Below are 22,159 nucleotides of genomic sequence, written 5' to 3'. Positions count from 1 at the left end.
TACATTTTATACAAATGCAATTTTTCGGAGTCTATTTCGTACTGCCAGTTCCTCGTGGCCTGAATATTCTATTCCTGTACTGTGAAAGGCAGGTCTCCCGGCTCATTGCTCAATCGCTTCTTTTCTCCTTCCCGGTTCCCCAGTGGAGTATCGCATAAGCTCGCAAAATACGGTGACGAGTTCGTACAGGATTCTCACCTGTTTCCCTTTTCACCAGTCAAAATTACTTTTGACTGACACCTCACACATTTCTATGCAATTGTATTATTTTTTATGTAAAGCAGTATTATCTTAGCATGGGTATCTTGTACTGTCAAATCAAAGCCAACGAAACAAAAAAGGCAGCGGCTCTTTTCTCATGAATAAGAGCCGCTACCTTTTTTCCTATTGAATCTTTAAATATTTAACAGATCACTAAATACTTTCAATGCTCCGTCTGTCTCATGTGCAAGTACACGTTTTGCAAGAACTTTACCAAGCTGTACACCTTCCTGGTCAAAGCTGTTTACATTCCATACAAATCCCTGGAACATAATCTTGTTCTCAAAGTGTGCAAGCAATGCTCCAAGAGCCTGTGGTGTCAACTGATCACCAACGATAATGCTTGATGGACGTCCGCCTTCAAAGTTTTTATTACGATTCTCATCTTCTTTACCACATGCAAATGCTACAATCTGTGCAGCTACGTTCGCACATAATTTCTGCTGGCTTGTGCTATCCTGGATAACAACATCTGTACCAATCTGGCTGTTCTTAAATCCAACAAACTGAAGCGGCACGATATCTGTTCCCTGATGCAGAAGCTGATAGAATGAATGCTGTCCGTTTGTTCCTGGCTCACCAAAAATAACCGGACCTGTTACATAATCTACCGGCTCACCAAAGCGGTTTACTGATTTACCATTAGATTCCATATCAAGCTGCTGTAAATGTGCTGGGAAACGGCTAAGTGCCTGTGAATATGGAAGAACTGCTGTGCTTGGATAACCAAGTACATTTCTCTCATATACACCGATCAATGCATCCAGCATCTCCGGATTCTGACGAATGTCTTTATTCATAGCAAGCTTGTCTTCTTCTGCTGCACCTTCCAGGAACTGTGCAAATACTTCCGGTCCAAATGCCAGTGATAATACAGCTCCTCCAACTGCTGATGTAGAAGAGAAACGACCTCCGATATAATCATCCATAAAGAATGCTGCAAGATAATCATCACTCTTAGCTAATGGGGATGTCTCACTTGTAACTGCGATCATATGTTTAGAAGCGTCTAATCCTGCATTCTTCAATGCATCTTTAACAAATGATTCATTTGTCAATGTCTCAAGTGTTGTACCTGATTTTGACACAAGTACGAAAATAGAATGTGCAACATCAATAGAATTCAGAACTGCTGCTGCATCATCCGGGTCTACATTACTGATGAATTTTGCTTCCATCTTAAATGTATTGTTCTTTTTAGCCCAGTTTTCAAGTGCAAGATACATCGCGCGAGGACCAAGGTCACTTCCGCCGATACCAATCTGAACAACTGTTGTAAATTTCTCTCCAGCTGCATTTGTAATCTCGCCTGCATGTACTTTATTTGCAAAGTCTGCAATCTTTTCCTGCTGTTCTACATAGAAAGCACGTTTATCTACTCCGTCTGCCTCTACTGCATCACCGAGCTGTCCGCGTGTCATGTGATGGAGAACAAGACGTTTTTCTCCTGTGTTAATTACTTCTCCGTTGTAAAGAGCTTCGAATTTTTCTGTCAGCTGTGCTTCTTCTGCCAATTTGCCAAGTGCTGCAAGTACCTCTTCGTCAACCTGTTTTGCTGCATAGTTGTATGCCAGTCCGGCTGCCATAGGTATACTGTAATTTTTTACTCTCTTTGCACCATTCTCTCCTGACATTACCTCTGCAAGTTTTACTTTATTTGTCTTTGCCAGTTCCTGATAAGAAGTAAGCTTATCTAAGTTGTTCCAAGTGATCATAATTAATCCTCCTATTTCTTACACCCTTTATTTTAACTCTCATCAATGTTTTGATTATACTCTTGTTTTGCTATAAATTCAAGATAATGCTAACATGCTTTCAAAATCTGTTTTACTAAAAATGTACCTCAAAATATACACAAAAAACCTTGTATGTTTTTTTTCACCATGCTATGATAATTAATTAGTGTTTTTATACAACTTCAAAAAAATAACCACAAGGAGGAAAACATGAGTCAAGAAATGAAAACTGCCCCTGCAGCAGAAAATAAAATGGGAACCATGCCGATTGGTAAACTTCTGTTTAACATGTCTTTACCTATGATGATTTCCATGCTCGTGCAGGCACTTTATAATATTGTAGACAGTATTTTTGTATCTAAATTATCTGAAAATGCACTTACTGCCGTTTCACTCGCCTTCCCTTTGCAGATGCTCTTAATCGCTGTTGCAACTGGTACCGGCGTCGGTATGAATGCATTGCTTTCCAAAGCACTTGGTGAGCGTCGTTCAGACGAAGTAAATCGAATTGCTTCCAATGCGGCATTTCTCTATTTTGTAAGTTACGTCGTAATTTGTATTCTCGGGTTTACTATTGTCAAACCATTTTACATGAGTCAGATGGGACATGCCGATGTTGAGATTATGGAGATGGGAATCGACTACTTAAGTACTGTTATGATTTTTTCTTTCGGTTTACTTTCACAGATTTATTTTGAGCGTCTTCTGACTTCAACCGGAAAGACGATCTTCAGCATGACTTCACAGTTATGTGGAGCGATTACAAATATCATTCTTGATCCGATCTTAATTTTCGGATTATGCGGACTCCCTAAGATGGGTGTGACCGGTGCTGCTGTCGCAACCGTAATCGGACAATGCGTTGCTGCAGTCGTTGCCTTTACGTGCAATCACAAATACAACCATGAAGTAAAACTTATCTTCCACGGTTTTCGTCCAAATGGAAGAATTATCAGAACAATTTATGCGATTGGCATTCCTTCTATCATCATGCAGTCCATTGGTTCTGTTATGACATACTCCATGAACCGTATTTTGATTGAATTTTCTTCAACTGCCACTGCTGTTTTTGGTGTGTACTTCAAACTACAAAGCTTCTTCTTTATGCCTGTATTTGGTTTAAACAATGGTATTACTCCAATCATTGCATTCAACTATGGTGCACAAAACAGAAAACGTATGGTTAAAACAATTAAATTAAGTATGATTACTGCATTCTGCCTGACATTTATCGGATTCCTTTGTTTTGAATTTATTCCTCAGGCATTGCTTGGAATGTTTAGTGCATCCGCAGATATGCTCAAAATCGGCGTCCCTGCACTTCGGATCATCGGTATCCATTATCTGATCGCATGGTTCTGCATCATCTGCGGTACCGTATTCCAGGCTCTTGGAAAAGCAGTATTCAGCATGATCGTATCCATTATGCGTCAGCTTATTATTTTGGTTCCTGCAGCCTATATTTTATCTAAGCTTGGAGGACTTCACGCAGTATGGTGGTCTTTCCCTATTGCAGAAATTGTATCCCTTACGGTTTCATTATTCTTTCTTTTCCGAATTTATCGTACTATTATTTCAACGATTCCTGACGGAAGTGATATTTTATAAAAAAAGAAACGCACTTGTAAGACATTCAAAACTTACAAGTGCATTTCTATTTTATTATTTATCTGCCAGATGCTGCGTATAATTTTTTAATTCATCTTGAATCTCAACCAGACATTTAATAAGCAATGGGTTAAATGCTCCACATTCACCATTCTGAATCATCTGAATCGCTGTTTCATGTGAAAATGCTTTCTTATAACATCGCTCGCTGGTCAAGGCATCATATACATCTGCCATCGAAACGATCTGGGCACTGATTGGAATCTCATCTCCCTTCAATCCATCCGGATACCCCCGACCATTCCATCGTTCATGATGCCACCTTGTGATTTCATATGCTGTATGCAGCAAAGGCTCAAATTGAAAGTTATCCAGCTTAGTCAATATCTCTGCTCCGTACATACTATGTGTCTTCATAATCGCAAATTCTTCATCTGTCAGTTTTCCAGGCTTATTGAGAATTCTTTCATCGATTGCGATTTTCCCTATATCATGAAGCGCCGATGCAAGAGGAATATTTTCTTTCTCTTCCGGACTGATATCATATTTATTCGTAACCTTAAGTAAATGCTCCAGCATCATTTCCGTAATCATACGGATATGACGAACATGATCTCCGCTTTCTCCGTTACGGAATTCAACAATCTGACTTAAAACACCTACTAATGTAGACGTATTGTGTTCACGTTTCTGTATCTGTTCCGAAACCATTTTTACCAGTCTTCGTTGTTTCGAATAAAGTTTTATCGTGTTCATTACGCGTCGATAAACAACCCTTGCATCAAATGGTCGATTAACATAGTCTGACGCTCCCAGGTCATACGCTCTTCGAATGGCCTCTTCTGAATCCTCACTGGAAATCATAATAACAGGAACATCCTCTATCATTTGATTTTCATTCATCGCACGTAAAACTTCAAATCCATCCAACACCGGCATATTTATGTCCAGCAGTACTAACGCGATATCCTTTTTATTTTTATAAAGTATGTTCAAACACTCCTGTCCATCTTTTGCCTCCAATATCCGATAATCATCTTCCAATATTACAGACAGCAGTTCTCGATTCATCATAGAATCATCTACGATTAAGATTTGTTGTTTGATATTTTCCTGCACAGAAGTATGTAAATATTGTTTTTCTCCCTCTTGATATACAACAACTTCGTCCTTTTTATTCTTTGCCTGATACATCAACTGGTCGACATAGCACACGACATCTTCTATCGCATCTTCCTTATTTTTTATCGTTCCGCCTATACTCAGAGACAGATGTAAATAGGAATAGCCCGGAATTACTACATTCCTTACTTTATCCCGAATCTGATCCAATTTATTTTTCAAAGCTTCTTCCTGAACATCTGAAAGAATCAGTAAAAATTCATCCCCGCCATATCGTATCAATATATCATCCGCCCCGATACAAGATAAAACCACCTCTGTGGCAGTCTTGAGTGCAACATCACCAACATGATGTCCATATGTATCATTACTGACCTTAAAATCGTCCAGATCCATTAAGGCAATTCCGGCATCCTCAACAGAGTTTTTTACAACTTCTTCATAGTATCGCCGATTAAATACTCCGGTCAGTGCATCGCGATATATTTTATTATTGTAATTTTTTTCTCTTTTTAACAGTCTTTCCAGTTCTTTGTTTTTCTGTTCCAACTCTTTTTTATATTGCTCCAGATGATATTGCTCTGTCCGGTCAAGCACGTAATTAATTGCCAGAACCTCTCCTGTTTCTTCATCCTCAAAGAGTGCCATATGATTTTCCGCAAGCATCGGTTCATATGTTGCTGTTCTTGTCCAGTAATAAAATGTAATGTGCTGCTCTCCCTTGTAAAAACGTTCTAAAAGTTTCTCTCGGTTCACAGTTTCCAAAAATTCTTCTCTTCCCTCTTCCGGAATTGTTAAAGCCCACATCTTGACCAGTTCTGAAAAACTGGAATTTTCCGGCATTCCCAATTGTTCGTTTAAATCATATTCTACTCCGTCCAGTACCTGATACATAACCCCCGGCACCCGGTCCTTCGTAAGATTTATTCTACAATATCCATCCGCAATTGCAAAAACCGCCTGCTCTAAAAATTGATTATTTAAATTAATCCTTTTCTTATTTTTGTCCATCTTTGCCACAACTTCCTTGTCTAAGACTATTTATATTTCATTCTCATCACTTCTAACGTGTATTTCATTTTCTGCTTTATTTCCTCTATTTTTCTTAGTGATAACCTTGAAAACAGTCTCAACCAGCACTTCCCGGTTCAATGGTTTTGCTATATGCGCATCCATTCCCGCTTCTTTTGCTTTCATTTTATCATCTGTAAATGCATTGGCTGTCATTGCTATAATCGGTATTGTCTTTGCATCTGCTCTGTCCATTTTTCGAATCGTTTCTGAAGCAGTTAATCCGTCCATAATCGGCATCATTACATCCATAAGAATTGCATCATATGTCCCAACGGAAGATTTTTCAAAGTAATCCACCGCTTCTTTTCCATTTTTCGCCTTTGTCACCACAGCACCTTCATCTGTCACAATAAACTCCGCAATTTCCATATTCAGCTCATTATCTTCTACAAGCAAAATATGCAATCCATGAAGAGATGCCGCAGTTTTTTCTTCTTTTTCCATCCTGTCAGTCTCGGTATCAATCTTAAACGGAATCTGAATTACAAATGTAGTTCCGACTCCTTCTTCACTTTCAAACTGAATCGTTCCACCCATTTTTTCTACAAGACTTTTTGTAATTGGCATTCCAAGTCCTGTTCCACCATATTTAGAACGGCTTCCTGCATTTTCCTGTGCAAATGGTTCAAAAATCACTTTCTGAAATTCTCTGCTCATACCGATTCCGGTATCTTGACAGATGAATTCAATCATCGTCATGCCTGTCTGATTATAAGGAACTTCTCTGCATTGAATACAAATACTTCCATTATCCTTATTGTATTTCACCGCATTACTCAGAATATTCATCCATACCCTTTTCACATGTGCCGGACTGCCAATCAGATTCCAATGAGTTATTTCCTGTTTTTCCCGAATCAGCTTAATATTTCTCTCCTCTGCCAACAACTCAATTACTGTCAGTACCTCTTCTGAAATATTATGCAAATCAAACGGACTCTCTTCCAAAATAACTTCACCGGATTCCAGCTTACTCATATCCAGAACTTCATTTACCAATCCCAATAATAAATTCGAAGCTTCTTTGATTTTTTCACGACATTCTGTCTGTTTATCCAAATCCTCTGCATAATGTTCTGCCACATCAAGCATGCCGCAGATTCCATTAATCGGAGTACGGATGTCATGGCTCATTCGCTGGAGGAACTCCGTTTTTGCTCTATTCGCAGCCTCCGCTCTTTTTGCTGCCTTAAGAATCTCTTCTTTATACTTCTCTTCTTTTTCTCTTTCCTGTTTTTCTCGCTCCGCACTTGTTTTCTGTATTCTCACCCACGAAACAATAAGCAAAAACAAATATAAAAACGTCACAAAAATTACATTTAACGGAAGATTCTGAAATATTTTTTTATCTGGAATATATGCATAAATGTAATAATCCCTTTGTTTTAGCATAATTCCATAACATCCTGTTCCTTCATTTTTCAAATGAAAAATATGATGACTATCCGTATGCTGTTTCATTGTCTGGACAACCTCATTTTCAGCTGTAGACTGTCCCAATAAATTTTCATCATTGCTGGCAACAATCATTCCACTATCTGCAACAGCAATTGTTCCGTCCTTTTCTGTACTATAACCATTTAAAAGACTCTGTATCGTCAACGTATAATTTCGCATATATTCGGGCGGAGTATAATAATATATGGCAACCACTCCCGGAGCATCTTTTCTGGCACAGGCTGCAAGGTCAATACAACTGCCGTCATCAAGATTGATTCTCTCAGAATACGAACGTTCTTCATATTCTACAAAATCCATAATGACATCTTTTTGTAAATAACGAACTGCTTTTTCCGTAAATTTTTTGTTTGCACTATATTCACAAACTACACTTCCATCTGCATTAAGTACAAGAATTCCATCCACCCAAAGTGTCTGCAAATTTTCTTTTAATAATTCCTGGCTTAACTGCCCGCCATTTTCTGTCTCAATATCGATGTTCGTGCTCATCTGACGAGCACTCTCAATCGATCTAAGAAGACTTTTGGATTCTGTAGCCTCATTATAATGTGTATAAGTAGAACACTGAACCTTGACGTAATTTACAATCTCAACCAGTCTTTGCTCCGCTTCTGTCTTTTCTTTATGAAAAAAATACAATACAGAGGCTGCCACTACGCAGACACCTATCAAAGCCCCAAACATCCAGAAGCGCTTTTTCATTTCTTTTGGGTTTCTTTTAATACTCAAAACCATCCACCTCCAGATATTTTTCCGGGTCATCCAGATATTTTCCGATTATTTTCAACGATGTCCCATCCTGCCGCATTTCTTCTAATATCTGATCCAGCTCTTCACAAATGCCTCTGTCATCATTTTTAGCAAATGCAACGCCTATTCCAACTGTCATCAACGGTTCTTCTAAAATACGAAAGTTTGTATCATAATCTTTCATGTACTGTACAATAGACTCTTCATGTGCTGCTACTGCATCTACATAACCTTTTCCAAGAAAAGTGTAGATTAGTTCTCTATGGCCAAGACTGATCAAATTAGAGAGCTTTGGAATTCTCTCATCCGTTCGTTTCAAAAAGATACCTTCCGGCTTAGTCGTTGACTGAACTGCAACATTTTTTCCTTCCAAATCTTTCAGTTCATAAATGTCACTGTTTTCATTTACCGCAACTACCTGGCGACTTGATATATATGGTCCTGCCCAGCGGTACTCATCCAGTCTTCCTTCCATGGAAAAACATCCCATAATACAGTCAATTTCGCCACTTTCCACCAGTTCCTTTTTCTTCTCCCAGTTAATCTGTACAACCTCTACCTGATAGCCCATTCTTTCAAATGCTTCCGTTGCCAGATCCACATCTATTCCCGTTGGAATTCCATCTTCATTCAGATAATTATATGGGGGATAGCTATCGCTTCCCAGTGTAATTGTAGGCTTATTTTTTTCTTTTTTTTGATGCACTGATTCACTGCATCCTATAAGAGATGTAATTAGTATACCCACAAGCAGCATCCCTGCAATAATTCTTCTTCCCTTCATGTTGTTCCCATCCTGCTGTTTTTTATTCCTTCAGTTGTACTCAAATTGAATATCTTAAACTCAAAAGATGCATTGTCCTTCCAGACAATGCATCTTACACGTTACAATTAGCTACTATTCTATAGACATGTAACGTTTCGTCTTAGACTTTCAACTGACTCAATTATTTTTTTATAATTATACAGTCTCTGTATGAAAAAGTCCATTTCTTTTTTATATTGTTTTAGGCTGATAACGCATATCTGCCACCGTATACACTGTAATAAATGCCTTAGGATCGAGTTTATTAATATAACTCATCAACTTCTGATACTCATTTTTATCTACAATAGTGATAATCTCATGTCTCTTATCCATATTATAAGCACCAAATGCTTCATATATTGTTGCTCCGCTATGCAGATCATGGATAATAAACTGGCGAAGTTCTTCTTCATACTGAGTAATAATGCAAACTCGCCTCTTCAGATTTTGACCAAAGATAAAATGGTCCACTACCATACCATTGAAATATGTACCCAGAACACTTAGGACAACTGTCTTCTTATCATACACAAGTGCCGCTGACAATGCCACACACATCCCGGCTAATGACATAGCTTTTCCCATCTCTATATGCAAATATTTATTCATGATCTTCGCTACAATATCAAGACCTCCGGAAGATGCATTCATATTAAAAAGAATACTCAGACCTATGCTGACTACTAAAACATAACAAAGCACATCCAATTCCTGACTATCTGTCAATGAGCCGATATCCGGAAGAATACGTTCAAATATCCATAAAAAAAACGGCAATGCAACACTGGTATAAACCGTCTTTGTCCCAAATTCTTTACCACATGTAATAAATCCAATCAACAGAAGTACTACATTCATAACCATTGTAATCACAGAGAGTGGCAATGGTATAAAATTTGTAAGGATGATTCCCAGACCTGAAATACTACTAACCGAAGTGTGGCTGGGAACCAAAAAGAAATATACCGCCGCAGCAATAATAAATACTGCTACAGTCAACGTAACTATCTCCCTTACAAGGTTTTTATAATCAATTTGTTTTTCCATTCTACTAAAAATTCTTATTCTTCTGAGAATTGATCCTTTCCGGCCATGCATAACGGACATTCAAAATCTTCCGGCACATCTTCCCATTTTGTTCCTGGTTCAATACCGCCTTCTGGATATCCCTGCTCCTCATCATATTCCCATCCACATAAATCACATACATACTTCATAATTCATTAACTCCTTTCATATATTGGCTCGAAATCACTGATATCGTGTCCACAAAGAGGACATGTATAATCCGGTGGAAGCTCACTTCCTTCATAGACATAATTACAAATCTTACATCTCCAGCCAACAATCTTCTTATCCTGAGGTATCTCTTTCTTCTTTGGTTTTACGCGATTCTGATAATCAGCGTAAGTAAGTGGTTCGTTCTCATTCAACAACTTTGCATCTGTCACTTCTGCAATAAACAATGTGTGTGTGCCAAGATCCTGCTGTTCTAAAACTTTCCCGCTAATAACAGCACATGTCTGATATCCCAAATATGGTATATCGTTATGATCAACCGGCAACGAAAGATCTTTCATCTTATCCACATCTCTTCCTGACTGAAAACCAAAATGCTTAATTGTCTCAAAAGAACAATTCACATCCAGCAGACTCAATGCAAATATACCACTCTCTTTAATTAAATCACAGGTATAATTACTATTCAAAACGGATATTGCAATTCGAATTGGATTGTTCGCTACCTGCATACAAGTGTTTGTAATACAACCATTCACTTTCTCACCAGAACGAGTAGACAACATAAATACTCCATACGACAGATTATAAAGTGCTTTTTTCTCCATGCGACATACCTCCTTTGTTTATTTTAGTAATAATTACTATTATTACTATCTTTAATATAACTCACTTTCATAGTATTGTCAACTGCGAATTTTATTATTCTTACGTTGCTACTGTAATGCAAAAAGAAAGAGGAAAACGACCCCTGCCGATTTCCTCTATTATAGCATCTATTTCATAAGTAAACCTACTATTTTATTTCAATTTTTTTGACTCTTATGAAGGATCAGAAAAATGAATTAATACTTTCAGTTTACTGCCGCCATATTTACTAAACTCTTCAAACGCCCTGTCTGCTTCATCCAATTCATATTCTGATTTCTTCTTCACATCTGTCGAATCCGGATTCATTACAATCTTTTCCAAATCAATTTCTCCACTTTTTACTAAATCAATCAGTTCTGTAAAATCTGCTTTCAACGCATTTCTTGATCCGAATATATTTAACTCCTTTTTCTGGATTAATGTAAAATTGAAATCCAGATTTTTCTTGCCTACTCCAATCAGAACTATACGTCCGCCATAGGCTGCCGCATCAATACAATTCTGGAATGTAGACGGAAGTCCGACAGCTTCAATACAAACATCAAATCCATGATGCTCCCCTGTAATTTCATTTACACGGTTCATAAACTCTTCCTCGCTGTCATTCTTTATCATACCGGCAAGTCCAAATGTTTCATATGCATATTGAAGTTTCTCTTCGGCAACATCTACAATGTATACTTCTCCACCTTTTGCTTTTGCGGCAATTGCAGCAAGAACACCGATTGTTCCTGCACCGATGACAAGCACTTTATCGCCTTTTTTTACATCTGCTCTTGATACCCCATGATAACTGATGCAAAATGGTTCAATCAGTGCAAGCTGTTTTGGATTCAATCCTTTTCCATCATAAATCCGCTCAATCGGCATTGTGATATACTCGGAAAATGCTCCGTCTCTCTGTGCCCCCATTGTTTCATTGGATTCACAGCAATTTACCAGTCCTCTTTCACAAGAGTAACATTTCTGGCAATTGAAATATGGATTGCAGGTTACGATCATTCCCGGCTTTAATCCTCTGTCATTCTCACCGATTTCTACAATCTGTGCAGAAAACTCGTGTCCCGGTATTCTCGGATAGCTTGCATATGCGAAAGTTCCGCGATATGTACCCAAATCACTTCCACAAATTCCACCATATAATAATTTTAATAATGCCTCTCCCTCTTTTACTTTTGGCATTTCATTTTCTGTAACTGCAACCTTTCCCGGTTCAGAAATTATAATTGTTCTCATGTTTTTTTCCTCTCACTACATTCTTTTATTTAACGTTCTCTATCAACATATTTTTCATTCCATATAACTGCGGTTTTCATTGGTGCACCTTTTGCATAAATTTTATTTTCATATGCATCAATCGGATCCTCTGTAAATTCATCTTTGTCTATCAATTCAACGATCTCATCATAGCAGCTGTTTTGAAGTATCTGAATAGCCTCCTCCATATGATCCTGACGGAAATTTATGGAGCCGAATATCACCTGATTTTTAAATCCGAATGGCATTGTATCGACTGTAATTTCCGGTCCCAATGAGAAAGAATTATAAATACCATTACAGCCTAGTACACCATATTGGAATGCAATTTCATGTTCAATCGCTGCTCCGCTGGAACCGATAAATACAGTTGCGGTACCACCCAATTTTTCTTTAATTGCATCTGCAAGTTCTTCTTTTGTATCAAATGCACTTCTGACATAAGATGCCCCTGCCTGTTTTAGCGCAAATGCGACTTTTGGACTGTTTTCTTCGCTTCTTGCCACGAAAACAATCTTCGCCTCCGGATATTTCTGACGAATCAAATCTCCGATAAACATACCTGTTGTTCCAAGCCCGAAAATACATACTCTGTCAAAGGTTTCCTTCTTCGCAATTTTTCTTGCCTCTTCTTCGCTGCATTTATATTGAGCCATTTTCACTCTGAAATTCTGAGCCTCTCCTATATCTTCCATTCGTTCTCTCTGAAAAATCATACAAGCATATGGGTCACTGAATACCAGCTTCTTACATAGATTAAGAGAGATTTTTCCATCCTTCACATAACCATCCGGGATTTTCAATAGCATGTCGGGATTGTAATAATTTTTATCTGAAAACAAACCATCAGCCTGATCACATCCATATTCAAAATACGTTTCTTCTTCTGTATATCTGGTTGGATCATAGCTATTTCCGCCACGGATTAACACGATTGCAAAACGCTCTTGTGACGGTACCCATACAACGCCCTCATGACCATTGATCAATCTGTTACAGCCTTCCGGAAATTTAGGTTTTAATTTTCCTTCTCGCCCCATATTCATCAATGTGTAATCTGTTCCGCAAAATCCAACCAGAACACTCTCTGCAATCACACCTTCTTTTTCTTCCTCTCCTCTTAATCGTCTTCTTGGGATATTATTAATTTCAACATCTCCATATACCAATGGATTCTCTTCGCTATTCTGAAAATATGTTCCTTTTACAATCATCTTATTTCTCCTACTCAACCATGTTAATTATTTTTTCCGGAACTTCTAATTCTGGAAAATCATAAAATCCTTTTGCATTTTCTCCTAAGATTTTTTTCTTTTCTTCATCCGATAAAGCAGTCGATTTTTCTATAAAATCTTTACTCATCCCATAAGTTATGGCGGTCATTGTACGCGGGTAATCACTTCCCCACATCAATTTTTCAACTCCGCAAATTTCTATCGCCTTGCGTATCGCCTTGACAGCAGATGGATATGGATAAAATTCTTTGTGAAATAACCATGTAATTCCGCCACTTTCAATATAAACATTTTTATGCTTTGCCAATGCAATCTGCTTCTCCCAGCCTTCTACCGTGACCATTCCAAAATGTCCGATAGCAATCCGCAGATTCGGATGCATCTCAATCAATTTTTCCATATCACCTACTTGAAGCTCTCCATCCGCCATATCGATTGAAATAAATTTATTCAGCTTGTCTGCTTTTTCAAAAATATCTTTATGATGTAACAAGTTTTGATCTTTTAATCTGCCCGCACAAATTTTAATCCCATCAAACTGTTCTATCCATTTATCGTCTATTTCTTTTTCTTCATACAGACAACAAATTTTTATTCTTTCCGGATATTTCTTTCTACATTCTAATAAATATGCATCCTGATTACCATCGATATACTCTTGCGTCACCACGCATCCACTGACTCTCGCATAATCCATATTTGCAATCAGCATTTCTACTGTATTGCTTCCGTCCAGCATATAGGGTGGCATCATTTGACGTATCGCACCGCCAAAATCACTTTTTCCTCCGCTTAATGCAAAGACTGGTTTTCCATTTACACATCCCGATTGTTTTTTCCAGAGATGTAAATGTGCATCAATAATCATCGTCATCCTCCTTTTTGTTTTTTCTATCTTGTTCTTGATTTCATTATAAAATCTATAGTACGATAATAATATTGGAACAGCAGACAAAATAGATATATTCATGTCCGATTAGCGTACTTTCAAAAAGGAGTCTACAGTATGAAAAATGATAACTTATATATTACATTTTCGATAGGTGATTATCAGATCAATATATTGAAATTTACATATGAATGCCAGACATGGAATACACCTTCACATGCACATAGCTCGAACAGCTATGAGATTCATTATATTCCAAAAGGTAAGGGAACATTGATCAGCAATCAATGCTCCTATGAATTATATCCAAATATACTCTATACAACCGGTCCTCATATCGAACATCAACAATATTCCGACTCAGATGATCCGACATATGAGTATTGTATTTATTTAAGAATTGAAAAAGCACACGACACAAAAAAGAGCTCTTCCGAAAACGCTATTATAGAACCATTTTTACATTATCCGTTCTGGTACGGAAAGGACTGTGCTAAGTTGCAAGCTACCCTCGAAGCAATTTATCAGGAGTTTTCTGCTCCCGGCTCCGCCGCCACTATCATGTTGCGTGCTCTTTTTATGCAGTTCCTGGTTAAAATACTGCGAAACTACGAACCGGCTTCAAATGCTGCTATCACATATATTCCGATTCCTTTGGTGAAAGCTTATATCCTCATTGAAGATAGCTTTTTACTGGAATACGATACAATTACATTAAATGAATTATCACGTCGTTTAGGATTAAGCACCAGACAGACCAGTCGGATTCTCTTTAATCGATATGGACAAAACTTTCTCCAAAAAAGGACAGAAGCCAGAATGGCTGCAGCTGTTACATTTTTAAAGGAAGGTAAGCTTTCAATTTCTGAAATATCCGACCGGTTGGGCTATTCTTATCCGAACCATTTTCATACCGCTTTTAAAAATTATTATAAAATGACAGTTTCTGAGTATAAACAAAATATTTTACAAATTTAAACAGGGAGATGATTCGAGTACCCCGAATCATCTCCCTGTTATTTATTCTGTCTCATAAAATACTTTTTTATCTAACGCTTTATTCTGATGTGCAACAATTGTTGTACATACTGCATCACCAGTGATATTAACAGCTGTTCTTGTCATATCCAGAATACGGTCGATACCCATGATCAGACCAATTGCCTCTACCGGAAGTCCGACAGAATTAAATACCATTGTCAGTGTAACCAGACCAACGCTTGGTACTCCGGCTGTTCCGACAGATGCAAGTGTTGCTGTTCCGATTACTGTAATATAATCTGCCATGCTCAAATGGATTCCAAATGCCTGTGCTGCAAACACAACTGCAACTCCCTGCATGATGGATGTACCATCCATATTGATGGTTGCTCCAAGCGGAATCGTAAATGAAGAAATCTTCTTAGAAACTCCGACCTTCTTAGAAAGTGTATCGATAGAAAGTGGAATGGTTGCATTTGATGTCGCTGTAGAGAATGCAAATGCCATAACCGGGAAGAATTTCTTGATAAAACGGATTGGGTTCAATCCTGTAAAAATCTTCAAAAGGATCTGATATATTCCAAGGCACTGAATTGCAAGTGCTAAAAGTACTGCGATCATATATTTTGCAAGTGGAATAAATGCACTAAATCCGATATTTGCAAATGTTCTGCTAATCAGACAGAATACACCGATTGGTGCCAGACTCATGATCATCATTGTCATTTCCATCATGATATCATTAAACTGACTGAAGAAGTTTGCAACTGTCTCTGCACGTTCTCCCATTTTTGCAAGAATAACACCAATGATCAGTGCAAAAACGATAACCTGAAGCATTGTTCCGCTTGCCAGTGAATTGATTGGATTATCCGGAATAATATTTAAAATTGTATCCGTCAGTGAAGTTGCTTCCATTGTCTCGACAGTAGAAGCACTTGTCTGGATCGCACTCATGTCAAGCCCGATACCAGGATTAATCAAATTACCAACTGACAATGCTACTGTTACAGCAAGTGCTGTTGTGGCAAGATAAAAAATCAAAGTTCTGACACCGACTGTTCCAAGCTTCTTTGTGTCTCCGATGGCCATACTTCCACACACAAGAGAACAAAATACAAGTGGTACAACAAGCATTTTCATCAGACGGATAAATCCCTGCCCGACTACATAAAGCACACCTTCTACAATAATATCATGTTTAATCTTGCTGTCAGGAATCAGATAACAAAGTACAATTCCAAAAATAGCACCTAAAAGCAAAGCTATGAAGATCTTCGTCGTCAGTCCGATCTTTTTCTCTTTCTTTTTTTCTTTCACATTCTTGTTTTTCATCTTATTTCTCCGTTCTTTCATTCATATATTCTTCTAATGACTCTTTCCAATCTGGCATATCATACATATCGATAATACGGAGAATAAAATTATCCAATACCGCATATGGTGGTCTTACCGCTGAAAGATCCGACTGTTCTGTCGGAACCGCCTTTAATTCAATTTCCTTTCCTGACAACCTAAGGATTTCCTGTGCAAATTCATATCGGTTGCAGACTCCGCTACAAGTTACATGGTAAGTACCATATTCATTTGTATTAATTAAATACAGTATCATTCTTGCAAGATCTTTTGCACTTGTCGGCGAACCAAACTGGTCTGCTGCTACAGAAAGGGCATTTCCCTTTTCTGCCGCTTCCAATACCTGATTCACGAAATTCTGTCCTACTTTTCCGTAAACCCAGTTGCTACGGATAACAAAATGTTTGTGTGTAAATTCCTTTACATAGTTTTCTCCTGCTCTTTTAGAGGATCCATAAACAGTCAACGGATTTGTATCATCAAATTCTGTATATGGCTTCTTACTCTTTCCGTCAAATACATCATCTGTCGAAAGCTGAACAATCTTCGCACCATTTTTTCTTGCAACAATACTTAAATTTCTCGCTCCAAGTGCATTCACCCGATAAGCAAGCTCCGGTTCTTCTTCACACAACTTTGTATCTGTAACACCGGTACAGTTGATAATTACATCCGGACGGTTTACAATACCAAAATTGAGCACTTCTTCTGTATCTGTAATGTCCAGTTCGTCTTTATCTGTATTCAATACTTCAATCTCTAATGGGTCGAGGACCTCATTCAACGCATGCCCGATCTGTCCGTTCGATCCTACTATCCATACTTTAATCATCTCTCATCCTCCTTAAATTTAGAAATTCCATTTCTTATTTTATCATATCAATTTTCTTAAGAAAACCCTAAAACTACCTGTCAATTCATTTTATTTTTTCCAAAATATTCCTGCAATGTATGGAGCAGCTCATCCACAACAATTGGTTTTGATAAAAAACCATCCATTCCTGATTCCAATGCATTTTTCCGATCTTCATCAAATGCATTTGCTGTCATAGCAAGAATTGGTATGCCTGCCAGCTTTGGTTCGTTAAGTTTTCGGATACGTTTCGTTGCCTCATATCCGTTCATTATCGGCATCTGCACATCCATCAATACCAAATCATAATCTCCCGGTGTTGAGATTTTGATTTTCTCTACGGCTTCAACTCCATTTCCTGCTGTATCCACTTGAATTCCATACTCATTAAGAATTGTCATCGCAATTTCACTATTTAATTCATTATCTTCCACAAGTAATACTCTCTTGCCTTTGAAAGCCTTATCTGCAACAGGGAAAATTTCATTCTCCTCGGCCTGTTTCTGTCCAATCGCAGTCATTAAAGTATTACGTAAATCTGACATAAACATAGGCTTCGAACAAAACGCTGTTACTCCTGCTGCCTTTGCTTCTACTTCAATATCAGACCAATCATAAGCAGTTAGAATAATGATCGGTGTGTCATCACCAAGACTGCGAATCTGACGAGTCACTTCTATACCATTCATATCCGGCAAACGCCAGTCGATGATATATGCATGGAAAGCATCCCCAAGTTCTATTGATTGTTGTGCACGAAGAACAGCCTCTTTACCGGAAAGTGTCCATTCTGAACGCATTCCTACTTTCACCAGCATCTTAGTCACACTGTCACAAGTATTAAAATCATCATCTACAACCAACGCTTTGAGACCTTCCAGTTCTGCAATCTTTTCTACATGATGCTGCTCAGACTGAATACCAAGCTCTATTCGGACAATAAATTCTGTACCTTTTCCTTGCTCTGTCCTAACTTCGATCGTACCACCCATCATATTCACAATATTTTTTGTAATAGCCATGCCAAGCCCCGTGCCCTGCGTCTTGCTGACTGTAGACGTCCGTTCACGTTCAAATGGGTCAAAAATTTTCTGTGCAAACTCCTGACTCATACCGATTCCTGTATCCTTTACCCGGATTTCATAGCATCCACTTCCTTTTTTTGTACACGGAAGCTGTCTAAGTCGGACAGAAACCGTTCCACCTGCCGGAGTAAATTTAATTGCATTCGACAAAAGATTTAGCAGCACCTGACTAAGTCGTGTCTTATCACAATAAACATCCTCATCGGTAATGTCCATGACATCCATATAAAGTTCCAATTGCTTTGCATGAATCTGTCCGCTTACAATAGTCTTCAGATCATGCAGAACCTCCGGAAGACTAACCTCCGTCTCTTCTAAATGGATCTTACCACTTTCAATACGACTCATATCTAATACATCGTTGATAAGTGAAAGTAAATGTTTACTTGAAGAAAGAATTTTACTCAAATAATCTCTGACTTTCTCCTGATTATTAATATTACTTACAGCCAATGTTGCAAAACCTATAATCGCATTCATTGGTGTTCGAATATCATGAGACATATTGGAAAGGAACATACTCTTTGCCTTATTAGCTGTTTCAGCAGCATGTACAGCTTCAGAAAGTGCATGATTCATTTGTTTATCAGCAGTTCTGTCTGACATAACTAAAATGTATTTTTTCTTTTTCTCTACCTCACTGCCCATGGCAACAATATGAAACCAGCGATGTTCTTTTGTTTTCTGATGGACATACTCAAATTCACACTCGCGCTGTTCTCTGACCATCAATCCTTCCAGAAAATTTTTGTTACGATTTGCAGAGTTCTTTGGATGTAGGTTTCCAAGAACATGAATATCCTGCCTGATCTGTTCTACCGTGATACCTAGTAGTTTCTCAACATTTGGACTGACATAATCCACTTTTGATGTCTTTGCATCCAACATTAGAAAGACATCATCCACATTCATTGACAGCTTCTGGAATAATTCGTCTCGATATAAAATTTCAGTATTCTTTTTCTTCAGACTTACTTTATTTTTTCGAAGAATAACTACAATAATATATCCTGCAATACTAAGTACTACAATACCGACAAGTATCATCGTAGTAAACTGTAATATATTCATACTTGCGTTAACTACATTAACCGGTACCATCCCAAGCACTGACCAATCCTGGATCTCTGATTTTTCATAGATCAGATAATATTTTGTTCCGTCCAGTTTTATAAGCATAGAACCACTTTGTCCCTGTTCTAATTTCTTTGAAAGTGCGAGAATCTCTTTTTCAGACAAATTCGAACGTTCTCCCAAAACACCAAAGAAATTATAGACTGATTCCAGTTCCTCCGAAGAATGATCGATCACGACACGGCCATCGGAATGGATAACATAATTGCTCGCCTGTCCATGAAACGAAGAAATGTCCAGTATTTTTACAATATCTGAATTTTCGTAGGCAATCGCTATCGCATCATATTCGAATCCCTCATAGTATCCGCGAGGTACAGGGCTGACAAAAACCAGCAATTGTGATTTTCCCGGAAGTACCGCATTCATTATGATATCATTTTCTTGAATAATCTCATCTGCAATTGTCCCTTGCAAACCGAGATAGCCTGTCTCTCCTGTTACTGTCTTGTAATTACCATCGGTAGACAGAAAATAGAAATCTGAAAACTCTGTTTCGTCCTGTGCTCTATTTATATAATCCACAATTTCATTTTCACTTGAAATATTTTGTAAGTATTCACTCAACATATGAAGATAGGTCAAATTCTTATTTGACATCTCCGTTAATGCATTATTTGACTGATGTAAAATCTCTGTCAAATGAGAAACGCTTTCTTGATAAACAACCTTTGAAACAAATCTAGAATATTGAATAGCTGCCAAAATGATACAGATAAGTAAAACAATAATAGCTACGATTTCTGGACGTTTCCTTATAAATTTTTTTCTCTTTCTCGTGTTATGATTTTTAGCATTCATTTTCTTACCTCAACGTAATATAGTCTTCCGGTTCTGCTAAAACCACATCACCTTCTAAAACGTAATTCATCCATGTATCTTTCACTGTTGTATCTTCAGCCTCAAATGTACTGTCTTTATCTGCAAGAAGAGACTCCATATGTCGTGGTATTGCCAGGCAAGTTACTGTAAAGCTATCATCATCCTGAATCTTTTTCCCGTCCTTTTTTACTTCAGACAGTGTGTATCCATCCTCATTTTCTTTGATTTCCATAGAAATACCGCTAACTACAGGAAGCGAACCCTGATTAAATGGAACTAAACCACCTTCGTAACCCTCCACAAAAGCTTTCAACATTTCTTTCAGTTCGGCTCCGCTCATTTCCTTCTTGTAAGCAGCAAGACCATTCGGCATGATCATGTCGCCTGTCATTTTTTCTGTATAATCAGCCTTCAATACACTGCCGGTAAAACTGTTTCCTGTTGCGAGCAACACATCTGTCCCATAAATATCCCGTAATGTATTTGCCATAACAGAATAGGATTCATTTCCACCTTCTGAATGGAAATAATTACTGTATGACTTCGACGAACTTAATACAACATCATCCGAAACATTTTCATCATCTAAAAGCTGAGCATCAAATGCCTGATACGCCTGCTCTGCATCATAATCCCCAGAAATCATCTTCGAAACCACGTCTTTGGAAATCGCAAAAAAATCGTTCGACGCAATACGGATATACATATGATTTTCTTCAATCACAGGCTTAACATCCTGTAAATATTCAGTAAGTTTAAGACTCACATTCTGACTATAGTTCAACAAATCCTGCCCTTCAGAAATGATTTTATTCTGCCCTTCATCAGAAAGCATTACATTTAACACTTTCATTGCTTTTTCCTTGCGTGCTTCATCCTGTTCAAGATCACGATTCAATGCAACCTGGAAATATGGTGTAGTCATCAGCCACTTTTCTCCATTCTCCTCAAAGAATGGTAAGAATGCAGTATCAATCCCCTGATCCTGAAACATTTTCACAGCGGCAGAAGTGCCAAAGTACATAGCAACTTCACCATTTTGATACATATCGACCACATCATCATAAGTCATATTTAAATCATCCGGTCCCAAGTTGGTATCCTGAATAAACTGATTCATGCGTTCAAATGCCTTTGGCCAGACAACATCGTCCAATCCCACTTTTTCTGTATTGGCAGGATCACTATAGGCTGTACGCCACTTACGTCCTTCTGTAGAAGTAAGATCTGCTGCTGAAAGACCCTGCAAAGTCTCCATACAGGTATAATCATAAAAATAATCTGCCGTAAATCCGCGGATTCCTTTTTCCTCAAATGCCTGACATGCAAAAACAAAGCTGTCGTAATCTGTAGGCAGTGGAATACCATACTTTTCAAACAGGTCTTTATTCACTACAAATCCATGAGCATCTGCACATACCGGCAACCAGTTCACACTACCATCTTCATTCTTAAAATTGTTAAGATATGTATTATAGACAGCTCCTGCCTCATTCGTTGTTGAAAGATCCATCAAACTGTCTTTTAACGGACTTGCATCATGAAGTGAGAATCTACAACAGGTAATAATATCCGGCAGGCCACCATTTTCATCAAGAAACTTATAAAAATCCAAATCGTTATTTCCGACTACAAATTCGATGTTGATATCCGGAAGCTGCTCTTGAATATATGGTGCATATTTATCATATAAATTCGTACTCCATAAATATACCGTGAGCGTCTCTGCGTCTTCTTTTTCTGTACTTTTTCCGCCACATCCTGTCATAAGAAGTGCACCCATTACAAGTACCATAAGCGCAGAAATTATTCTGTTTCGTTTTTCTTTTTTCATAAA

General features: G+C 37.9%; 16 protein-coding genes and 1 riboswitch. Of the genes, 2 read left to right on the top strand and 14 right to left on the bottom strand.

The window, feature by feature from the left end:
• Nucleotides 1-70: 70 nt before the first annotated feature.
• Nucleotides 71-259: riboswitch (cobalamin riboswitch) on the bottom strand.
• Nucleotides 260-395: 136 nt separating this feature from the next.
• The gene (locus tag LQE94_RS07930) at nt 396-1,976 is read right to left on the bottom strand and encodes a glucose-6-phosphate isomerase (protein WP_118688514.1); all 1,581 of its coding nucleotides are present in this window, start codon (nt 1,974-1,976) and stop codon (nt 396-398) included.
• A 231-nt stretch (nt 1,977-2,207) separates the two neighbouring features.
• On the opposite strand from LQE94_RS07930, the gene LQE94_RS07925 reads away from it, so the two are divergent.
• Nucleotides 2,208-3,605 carry an MATE family efflux transporter gene (locus tag LQE94_RS07925; RefSeq protein WP_240577382.1) on the top strand — a complete coding sequence of 466 codons (1,398 nt, stop codon included), beginning with the start codon at nt 2,208-2,210 and terminating at the stop codon, nt 3,603-3,605.
• 54 nt (nt 3,606-3,659) lie between these two features.
• Here the strand turns inward: LQE94_RS07925 and LQE94_RS07920 are convergent, their stop codons facing one another.
• The 9 genes from LQE94_RS07920 to LQE94_RS07880 all read right to left on the bottom strand — a co-directional run bounded on the left by LQE94_RS07920 (nt 3,660) and on the right by LQE94_RS07880 (nt 14,070).
• A complete protein-coding gene (locus LQE94_RS07920) occupies nt 3,660-5,738 on the bottom strand; it encodes a diguanylate cyclase (RefSeq protein ID WP_240577381.1) in 2,079 nt (692 codons plus the stop codon).
• Nucleotides 5,739-5,768: 30 nt separating this feature from the next.
• Nucleotides 5,769-7,997 (bottom strand): ATP-binding protein, encoded by a 2,229-nt coding sequence (locus tag LQE94_RS07915; protein WP_240577380.1) that lies wholly within the window; start codon nt 7,995-7,997, stop codon nt 5,769-5,771.
• Nucleotides 7,981-8,796, bottom strand: a complete 816-nt coding sequence (locus LQE94_RS07910; protein ID WP_022075013.1) for a substrate-binding periplasmic protein — start codon at nt 8,794-8,796, stop codon at nt 7,981-7,983. Before LQE94_RS07910 ends, LQE94_RS07915 begins: the two co-directional genes overlap by 17 nt.
• A 213-nt stretch (nt 8,797-9,009) precedes the next feature.
• Nucleotides 9,010-9,867 (bottom strand): YitT family protein, encoded by an 858-nt coding sequence (locus LQE94_RS07905; protein WP_240577379.1) that lies wholly within the window; start codon nt 9,865-9,867, stop codon nt 9,010-9,012.
• Nucleotides 9,868-9,881: 14 nt separating this feature from the next.
• Nucleotides 9,882-10,037 carry a rubredoxin gene (locus tag LQE94_RS07900; RefSeq protein ID WP_022075017.1) on the bottom strand — a complete coding sequence of 52 codons (156 nt, stop codon included), beginning with the start codon at nt 10,035-10,037 and terminating at the stop codon, nt 9,882-9,884.
• Between the two features lie 6 nt (nt 10,038-10,043).
• On the bottom strand, nt 10,044-10,667 hold the full coding sequence (locus LQE94_RS07895; protein ID WP_240577378.1) for a flavin reductase: 624 nt from the start codon (nt 10,665-10,667) through the stop codon (nt 10,044-10,046).
• A 214-nt stretch (nt 10,668-10,881) separates the two neighbouring features.
• Entirely contained in the window at nt 10,882-11,946 is a 1,065-nt protein-coding gene (locus tag LQE94_RS07890; protein WP_240577377.1) for a zinc-binding alcohol dehydrogenase family protein, read from the bottom strand.
• Between the two features lie 29 nt (nt 11,947-11,975).
• A complete protein-coding gene (locus LQE94_RS07885; RefSeq protein ID WP_117990170.1) occupies nt 11,976-13,181 on the bottom strand; it encodes a hypothetical protein in 1,206 nt (401 codons plus the stop codon).
• A 10-nt stretch (nt 13,182-13,191) separates the two neighbouring features.
• A complete protein-coding gene (locus tag LQE94_RS07880; protein ID WP_240577376.1) occupies nt 13,192-14,070 on the bottom strand; it encodes an amidohydrolase family protein in 879 nt (292 codons plus the stop codon).
• Between the two features lie 138 nt (nt 14,071-14,208).
• Here LQE94_RS07880 and LQE94_RS07875 point away from each other — a divergent pair, with 138 nt between their 5' ends.
• Nucleotides 14,209-15,069 (top strand): AraC family transcriptional regulator, encoded by an 861-nt coding sequence (locus LQE94_RS07875; RefSeq protein ID WP_240577375.1) that lies wholly within the window; start codon nt 14,209-14,211, stop codon nt 15,067-15,069.
• Between the two features lie 42 nt (nt 15,070-15,111).
• Here LQE94_RS07875 and LQE94_RS07870 read toward each other — a convergent pair whose 3' ends face one another.
• The 4 genes from LQE94_RS07870 to LQE94_RS07855 form a co-directional block, all read right to left on the bottom strand.
• Complete coding sequence (locus tag LQE94_RS07870; RefSeq protein WP_240577374.1) at nt 15,112-16,407, bottom strand: dicarboxylate/amino acid:cation symporter; 1,296 nt, start codon at nt 16,405-16,407, stop codon at nt 15,112-15,114.
• A 1-nt stretch (nt 16,408) separates the two neighbouring features.
• A complete protein-coding gene (rfbD, locus tag LQE94_RS07865; protein WP_022074966.1) occupies nt 16,409-17,260 on the bottom strand; it encodes a dTDP-4-dehydrorhamnose reductase in 852 nt (283 codons plus the stop codon).
• Between the two features lie 80 nt (nt 17,261-17,340).
• A complete protein-coding gene (locus tag LQE94_RS07860) occupies nt 17,341-20,301 on the bottom strand; it encodes a response regulator (RefSeq protein WP_240577373.1) in 2,961 nt (986 codons plus the stop codon).
• A 4-nt stretch (nt 20,302-20,305) separates the two neighbouring features.
• On the bottom strand, nt 20,306-22,156 hold the full coding sequence (locus LQE94_RS07855) for an ABC transporter substrate-binding protein (protein ID WP_240577372.1): 1,851 nt from the start codon (nt 22,154-22,156) through the stop codon (nt 20,306-20,308).
• Nucleotides 22,157-22,159: the final 3 nt, after the last annotated feature.

Source organism: Mediterraneibacter sp. NSJ-151 (assembly GCF_022487435.1).
Lineage (GTDB): Bacteria > Bacillota > Clostridia > Lachnospirales > Lachnospiraceae > Schaedlerella > Schaedlerella hominis.
Note: the sequence above shows the minus strand (reverse complement) of the source record. Positions and strands in the feature narration are given on the sequence as shown.